The following is a 3,005-nucleotide window of genomic DNA, read 5'->3' as shown; positions in this document are numbered from 1 at the left end:
TGATTTTGTGATCCACTACATTGACGGGTCATTGTTGACCTCCTGTCTTTCTTTTTATCCTGCATCACTCCCCCAAGCGCCTTAAATCGCCCCTGGCCGGATACGCAGCGTTGAGGTTATCTCTTTCCACACCGCGATCAGTTGCGCTTCGCTCAAGGTCTCTTCCGGGGTCAGGTTTTCGGTTTTGTAGTACATCTTGATATTAAATCTTGGCTGCTGGGCAGTGGGGGTTAACTGATTGTATTTAAGATAGAAAACATATTCGTTGTACGGTGGGGTAATATACTTGCGCTCTGTTACTTCCCCCCCTAACAGCCACTCCTCAATCGCCAGCCCGTTAATATCTCGCTTCCCTTTATGCAGCGTATGGTATTTACCTTGGCCGATGACCCGCTCATCCTGCTCCAACAGGGTATCACCGGTACTCTGGTAATCATTACTGCTAAAAACAACCAACAGATTTTTGATATGGCTATGCACATACCCCATACCAAAGTCATAGGACTCGATCGGTTTACCCGCGATAAAACCGCGCAAAATACAAAATCCCGGTTGGTTGGGGATCAGCGTATCCTCTCTGGCCACGGTGCGGCGAAGTAGATTTTGTACTGCGGCCAGTTTCTCTGGGACGTTGTAACGATATATATCCTTCCCATATGTAGCACGGTCTGGATCATAACGTGAGGAGCGTCCATCTTTGGCTTTTATCTCAATCTTAAAGGTAACGCCTGCATCCCATTTATAGGCTTCCAGCATTCTGGCAACATACGGCGTTCCGGTGCTCTCATTACGTTCAAATACCGTACCCACCATCCCCGCAGGTAATGGATGAATCTGCTTCAGATACGGTTTATTGAGTGGATTAACCGGCTCGGTCGCCTTCAGCTCCTGCTCCCGGCGCTGCATCAACTGGTTAAAGGGCGGGCGGTATTGCTCCCTGCTCTCCATTTTGGTGCCATCATCCAGCAGTAAAAACATGCCCTTGTTAACGATGAAATCGGCGGGCAGATCGATAAGATAGAGGCCGACACAGCGCGGTGTCGGGTGTTGCAGCAGGGGCGTGAGCATGGCCTGTTCCTTGTCATTCAATGGGCGATCGAGGGGAGAAGAGTTGACATAGGCGAAAAGCCCCGCGCTCAGCAGCGTGAGGGCCACGGTCGCTTTCTGCCACAGCTTAGGCAGATAGCGATTTAAACGCCATTGACGGAACATTGTTGACCTCCTGTCTTTTTTTCATCCTGCATCACTCCCCCAAGCGCCTTAAATCGCCCCTGGCCGGATACGCAGCGTCGAAGTGATCGCTTTCCACACCGCGGTCAGTTGCGCTTCGCTCAAGGTCTCTTCCGGGGTCAGGTTTTCGGTTTTGTAGTACAGGGTGATCTCAAACCTTGGCTGCTGGGCGGTGGGGTTTAACTGATTGTATTTAAGATAGAAAAAATATTCGTTGTACGGTGGAGTAATATACTCGCGCTCCGTCACTTCCCCCCCTAACAGCCACTCTTCAATCGCCAGTCCGTTAATTTCCCGTTTCCCTTTATGCAGCGTATGGTACTTGCCTTGGCCGATGACCCGTTCATCCTGCTCCAACAGGGTATCACCGGTACTCTGGTAATCATTACTGCTAAAACCCACGACCAGGTTTTTGACATGACTATGCACATACCCCATACCAAAGTCATAAGACTCGATCGGTTTACCCGCGATAAAACCGCGCCTGATACAAAACCCCGGCTGGTTGGGGATCACCGTATCTTCTCTGGCCGTGGTGCGGCGGAGTAAATTTTGTACTGTGGTGAGTTTTTCAGGGACATTGTAATTAAATACATCGGTGCCATATCTGGAACGATTTAGATCATAACGTGAGGAACGACCATCTCTGGCTTTCATCTCAATCTTAAAGGTAACGCCTGCATCCCATTTATAGGCTTCCAGTATTCTGGCAACATCAGGTTTATATGAATTTTCATTACGTTCAAATACCGTACCGACCATCCCTTCGGGTAACGGATGTACTTTCTTTAAGAACGGTTTATCCAGTGGATCATCCGTCTCGGTAGTCTTCAACTCCTGCTCCCGGCGCTGGATTAACTGGTTAAAGGGCGGGCGGTATTGCTCCCGGCTCTCCATTTTGGTGCGGTCATCCAGCAGTAAAAACATGCCCTCATCAACAATAAAATCAGCGGGCAGATCGATAAGATAGAGGCCGACACAGCGCGGTGTCGGGTGTTGCAGCAGGGGGGTGAGCATGGCCTGTTCCTTGTCATTCAATGGGCGATCGAGGGGAGAAGAGTTGACATAGGCGAAAAGCCCCGCGCTCAGCAGCGTGAGGGCCACGGTCGCTTTCTGCCATGGCTTAGGCAGATAACGATTTAAACGCCATTGACGGGTCATTGTTCACCTCCTGGGCTATTTTCACGATGGCGCGCAGCGTAAAGGCCTGCGCGGTGGGGTGTTGATAGGCCGGCTCATGTTCGGTGGTGATCGCCAGTCGGGACATCAGATGGCGATCCTCAATATACCCGGCCTTTTGCGGCACCGTGCCGTCCCCGTTACCACTGGCCTCTTGCAAGGTGAAACGCTGGCCGATGTAGACTTTACTGCTCCCCCCGCGTGGGTTGACCAGTTCTGAATAGGCCTGCTCGGCCGGTGAAAGCTGCGTATAGGTGGTGCGGTACCCCATCAGCTCTTTCGGATCCAGCAAATCGCCCTCCTGGCGCACCGCTGTCGGTCGCCATGGCATAGGGGACAGCCCCTTCGCCAGTTCCCCCTTCCAGGTGACTACCTGATGGGTGGCATACGCGGCAGATACACGGTCAGGCGTGGCGGTATCCAGCCCATAAAAGGCATGGGTATTGGAATGATATTTGTCGGCTAACCTTGTATGAAAGACCTCAACGGACTCCATCATGATATTTTTGAAAATTATCCAATCCTCTGCCAACTGCGCCGGATTACCGCTGCTGTTTTTAGGGTTTAGCAGGTTGGGGTCGATCAGCCGCCACCAG

General features: G+C 51.5%; 2 protein-coding genes and 1 pseudogene. All 3 read right to left on the bottom strand.

Annotated features, from left to right (window positions below; translation table 11 throughout):
- Nucleotides 1–81 precede the first annotated feature (81 nt).
- Nucleotides 82–1,212, bottom strand: a complete 1,131-nt coding sequence (locus IV04_RS23360) for a T6SS immunity protein Tli4 family protein (RefSeq protein ID WP_037441571.1) — start codon at nucleotides 1,210–1,212, stop codon at nucleotides 82–84.
- A 48-nt stretch (nucleotides 1,213–1,260) separates the two neighbouring features.
- A complete protein-coding gene (locus IV04_RS23355; protein ID WP_037404690.1) occupies nucleotides 1,261–2,391 on the bottom strand; it encodes a T6SS immunity protein Tli4 family protein in 1,131 nt (376 codons plus the stop codon).
- Nucleotides 2,354–3,005 (bottom strand): annotated as a pseudogene (locus IV04_RS26485) (hypothetical protein); the annotation flags it as partial. The pseudogene IV04_RS26485 and the gene IV04_RS23355, both read right to left, overlap by 38 nt.

The sequence above is a fragment of the Serratia sp. Ag1 genome (genome assembly GCF_000743355.1).
Classification (GTDB): Bacteria; Pseudomonadota; Gammaproteobacteria; order Enterobacterales; family Enterobacteriaceae; genus Chania.
The sequence above is the reverse complement of the archived record's forward strand: the minus strand, read 5'-3'. Positions and strand labels throughout refer to the sequence as shown.

Excerpts from the sequence above, each read along its gene's own strand:
- IV04_RS23360 (WP_037441571.1), bottom strand. The coding sequence starts at position 1,212 with ATGTTCCGTCAATGGCGTTTAAATCGCTATCTGCCTAAGCTGTGGCAG.
- IV04_RS23355 (WP_037404690.1), bottom strand. The coding sequence starts at position 2,391 with ATGACCCGTCAATGGCGTTTAAATCGTTATCTGCCTAAGCCATGGCAG.